At 74.0% G+C, this 3,751-nt stretch carries 4 protein-coding genes; 2 read left to right on the forward strand and 2 right to left on the reverse strand.

Features of this window, described 5'->3' with window-relative positions:
- Positions 1–239 precede the first annotated feature (239 nt).
- A complete protein-coding gene (locus tag ACTUAL_RS30420; protein ID WP_440902647.1) occupies positions 240–1,184 on the reverse strand; it encodes a 5'-3' exonuclease in 945 nt (314 codons plus the stop codon).
- Between the two features lie 106 nt (positions 1,185–1,290).
- On the opposite strand from ACTUAL_RS30420, the gene ACTUAL_RS30425 reads away from it, so the two are divergent.
- Positions 1,291–2,421 (forward strand): M24 family metallopeptidase, encoded by a 1,131-nt coding sequence (locus ACTUAL_RS30425; RefSeq protein ID WP_096492774.1) that lies wholly within the window; start codon positions 1,291–1,293, stop codon positions 2,419–2,421.
- Positions 2,418–2,867, forward strand: a complete 450-nt coding sequence (locus ACTUAL_RS30430) for an Lrp/AsnC family transcriptional regulator (protein ID WP_015801088.1) — start codon at positions 2,418–2,420, stop codon at positions 2,865–2,867. The genes ACTUAL_RS30425 and ACTUAL_RS30430 overlap by 4 nt, the downstream gene beginning before the upstream one ends.
- A gap of 44 nt (positions 2,868–2,911) precedes the next feature.
- Here the strand turns inward: ACTUAL_RS30430 and ACTUAL_RS30435 are convergent, their stop codons facing one another.
- Positions 2,912–3,658, reverse strand: coding sequence for an aminotransferase class IV (locus tag ACTUAL_RS30435; RefSeq protein ID WP_440902646.1), 747 nt, complete (start codon positions 3,656–3,658; stop codon positions 2,912–2,914).
- Positions 3,659–3,751 lie beyond the last annotated feature (93 nt).

The following is a 3,751-nucleotide window of genomic DNA, read 5'->3' on the forward strand; positions in this document are numbered from 1 at the left end:
GCGGTGGTCCGGGTCCCTCTTTCCCGTGTGGCCTCCTTTCAGGCAAGCACGCTCGTCAAGACGCCGTTTGACACCCCGGTCTGCCGCAGAGTGCGGCGGCGTCTTGACAAGCGTGCTCGGGCTTCGCCAGGCCAAACGGGAAAGAGGGACGCGGGATGGGGCGGCTGCGGGGTCGGTGGGCGAGCCCCGCCCCCCCCGGCGTGGTCAGCCCGCGAGCGCAAGGCGGGCGGCTTGTGCCGTCAGCGTTCTGCGCGGCGTTCCAGGGCGGTGAGCAGGCGGGGGACTGAGCTGCCCAGGCCCCAGCGCTTCGTCAGTTCGGTCAGGCGGTCCGGGTCTGCGGGGGTTGCGGGGAGGGTGTCGTCGCGGTCTTGGGTCACCGGGGCGTCCAGGGCCACGTTGACCACGGTGGGGGCTGCGGCCAGGTAGTCCTCTGCGGCGATCAGGGCGTTGCGGGCCTTGGTGGTGAGCTTGCGGTCGCGGCCGTCGTGGACTGCTGCCAGGACTGCCTCCAGGGAGCCGAACTCGGTGATGAGTTTTGCTGCGGTCTTCTCGCCGATGCCCGCCACGCCGGGGAGGCCGTCGGAGGGGTCGCCGCGCAGGACTGCCATGCCTGCGTAGGCGCGGCCTGCGTTCTGCTCGGGGAGGGCGTACTTGGCGGCGAGTTCCGCCGGGCCCACCAGCTCCGCCTTCGCCCAGCCCCGGCCCAGGTAGAGGACGCCTGCTGGGGTCGGGGTGGTGCGGACCACCTGGAAGAGGTCGCGGTCGCCGGTGACGACCTCGACCGGGGCGGTGGTTTCGCGGGCCACCAGGGTGCCGATGACGTCGTCGGCCTCGTGGCCGGGGGCCTCGGCGGTGGCGATGCCCACGGCGTCGAGGACGTCCAGGATGATCGGGACCTGCGGGGTGAGGGTGTCGGGGACCTCCTCGGCGTCGCCGCTCTCCGCCACGCGGTGGGCCTTGTAGGAGGGCAGCGCGGCCACCCGGAACTCCGGGCGCCAGTCGGCGTCCAGGCAGGCCACGAGCCTGGCGGCGTTCCGGTCGTTGACGATCTTGGCGATGGTGTCGACGAAACCGCGCACCGCGTTGACCGGGGTGCCGTCCGGTGCGGTCATCGACTCCGGGAGCGCGTAGAACGACCGGAAGTACAGGCTGGCGGCGTCCATCAGGACGAGCGGGCTGCTCACCGGGGTGAGCTTGCCAGAGACCACCGACGAAGGGGTGGGGCGGCGCGGTGGGGCTTGATCGTCGTGGGGCGGGCGGAGTCGGCGGGGACGACTAGGCTTGCCACCCATGTCGACCCGTGTTGGACCCCTGGACGTGGAAGCCCTGCGCTCCCGACTGGACCGCGCCACCGCAGCCGCCGCCGTCGCGGGCGTGGACGCGCTGCTCATCTCGCCCGGCTCCGACCTGCGCTACCTCATCGGCGCGGGTGGGGCCTCGTTCGAGCGGCTCACCTGCCTGGTGGTCCCGGTCGGCGGGGACCCGGTGCTCGTCGTGCCGAAGCTGGAGCAGCCGGGGTACGCGGCCGTCCCCACGGAGGCGCTCGGGGTGGAGGTCGCCACCTGGGTGGACGGCGAGGACCCGTACGCGCTGGTCCGCAAGGCGCTGAAGGGGACCGCGCGCACCGCGGTGGCCGACATGACGCCCGCGCTGCACGTGCTGGGGCTGCGGGGCGCGATCGGCGGGGAGCAGGTGCTCGCGGGGCCGATCCTGCGGGAGCTGCGGATGCGCAAGGACGCGGCCGAGATCGCCGCGCTGCGCAAGGCGGGCGAGGCGATCGACCGGGTGCACGCCCGCGTCGGGGAGTGGCTGCGGGCCGGGCGGACCGAGGCCGAGGTCGGGGCCGACATCGCCGCCGCGATCGTCGCCGAGGGGCACGAGGTCGCCGAGTTCGTGATCGTCGGGTCGGGGCCCAACGGGGCGTCGCCGCACCACAGCCTGTCCGACCGGGTGATCGAGGTCGGGGACGTGGTGGTGGTCGACATCGGCGGGCCCGTGGCCGAGGGGTACAACTCGGACTCGACCCGGACCTACTCGATCGGTGAGCCGCGTGACGCGGACGTGCGGGAGACGTACGCCGTGCTCCAGGCGGCCCAGCAGGCCGCGGTGGACGCGGCGCGGCCGGGGGTGACCTGCGAGGCCGTCGACGCCGCCGCGCGCGAGGTGATCGACGCGGCCGGGTTCGGGCAGTACTTCGTGCACCGGACCGGGCACGGCATCGGGCTGGACGTGCACGAGGAGCCGTACATCGTCGCGGGCAACGACCTGCCGCTGGAGGCGGGGATGGCGTTCAGCGTGGAGCCCGGCATCTACCTGCCGGGGCGGTGGGGCGCGCGGATCGAGGACATCGTCATCGCCACCGGGAGCGGCTCCGAGCGGTTGAACAACCGGCCGCACGAGCTGGTGGTGCTTGAGGCGTGACGAACCTGGAGCCGATCGACCGGGCGATCCTGCGCGAGCTGTCCACGGACGGGCGGTGCAGCTTCACCGACCTCGCGGAGCGGGTCGGCCTGAGCGTGTCGGCCGTGCACCAGCGGGTGCGCAGGCTGGAGCAGCGGGGGGTGGTCAAGGGGTACGCGGCCCGGTTGGACGGGGACGAGGTCGGGTTGCCGCTGACCGCGTTCATCTCGCTGACGCCGATCGACCCGGCGGCCCCGGACGACTACCCGGAGCGGCTGGAGCACCTGGCGCAGATCGAGGCCTGCTACTCGGTGGCGGGCGACTCGTCGTACCTGGTGCGGGTGCGCGTGGCCTCGCCCAAGGCGCTGGAGGACCTGCTGCGGCAGATCCGGGAGGTGGCGAACGTGTCGACGCGGACCACGGTCGTGCTGTCCACGCCTTACGAGGACCGGCCGCCCGCGGTGTGAGCGGCCCCGCCCCCCGCCGTGCGAGCCCGTTCGGGCGGCGGGGGTCAGGGGGTGACGGGGTGCTGGGGGATCGCGGCGAAGGTGGCTCTGAGGCGCTCGAAGGCCCGGCCCACCGGGTAGCGGACGTCGCCGATGCGGTGGACCGGGGCCACGCCCCACGAGTTGGCGGTGAACGCGCCGTCGTGCGCGCCGAGGTCGGCCAGGCGCACCGGGGCGCGCCGGGAGGGCGCGTGCTCCTCCAGCAGGCGCATGGTGGTGCCGTGGAGCCAGGGGCCGTCCGCCCAGACGATCTCGTCGCCGGTGAGGAAGCCGATGTTCGCCACCGCCGACTCGACGACCAGGCCGCCCCCGCCGATGAGCAGGGCGCCGTCGAAGCCGGCTTCGCGGGCGGCCCGGTGGTGCACCGCGCGCTCGAAACCGCCCAGGTGCTTCACGTGCGGGAGCGGGCGCACGTGCTCCACGGGCAGGAGCGACTGCGGCAGTTCGGGCGGCTCCTGGGGCTCGCGCACGGACACCAGGGTGGTGGGCGCGTCGACGCCGAACAGCACCACGCGCACGGACGCGTCGCCCACCCCGCGCAGGGCACGGGCGACCAGCGCGCGCACCCGGTCCCGGTCCAGGTCCAGGGAGTACAGCTCGCGGTTGCCCTCGGCCAGCCGGTCCAGGTGCTGGTCCATGCCTCTGACCAGGCCGTTCCTCACCTGGAACGCGGTGAAGTGGCCGTAGTTGCCGAACAGGCCCGCCATGTCCTGGGCGGTGGCGGCCACGCCGTCGACCTCGATCCTGCGCACCGGCCGACTCTAGGCGGGGCGCCGCGGGGGCGTTCGCGGGGCGGGGGCCCGCCGGAACGGTGAACCGTCAACATCCCCCCAGCGCGGCTGGTC

It is taken from the genome of Actinosynnema sp., assembly GCF_052038725.1.

Bases quoted from the DNA above. Each gene is read 5' to 3' on its own strand.
- ACTUAL_RS30425 (WP_096492774.1), top strand. From the start codon at position 1,291: ATGTCGACCCGTGTTGGACCCCTGGACGTGGAAGCCCTGCGCTCCCGA.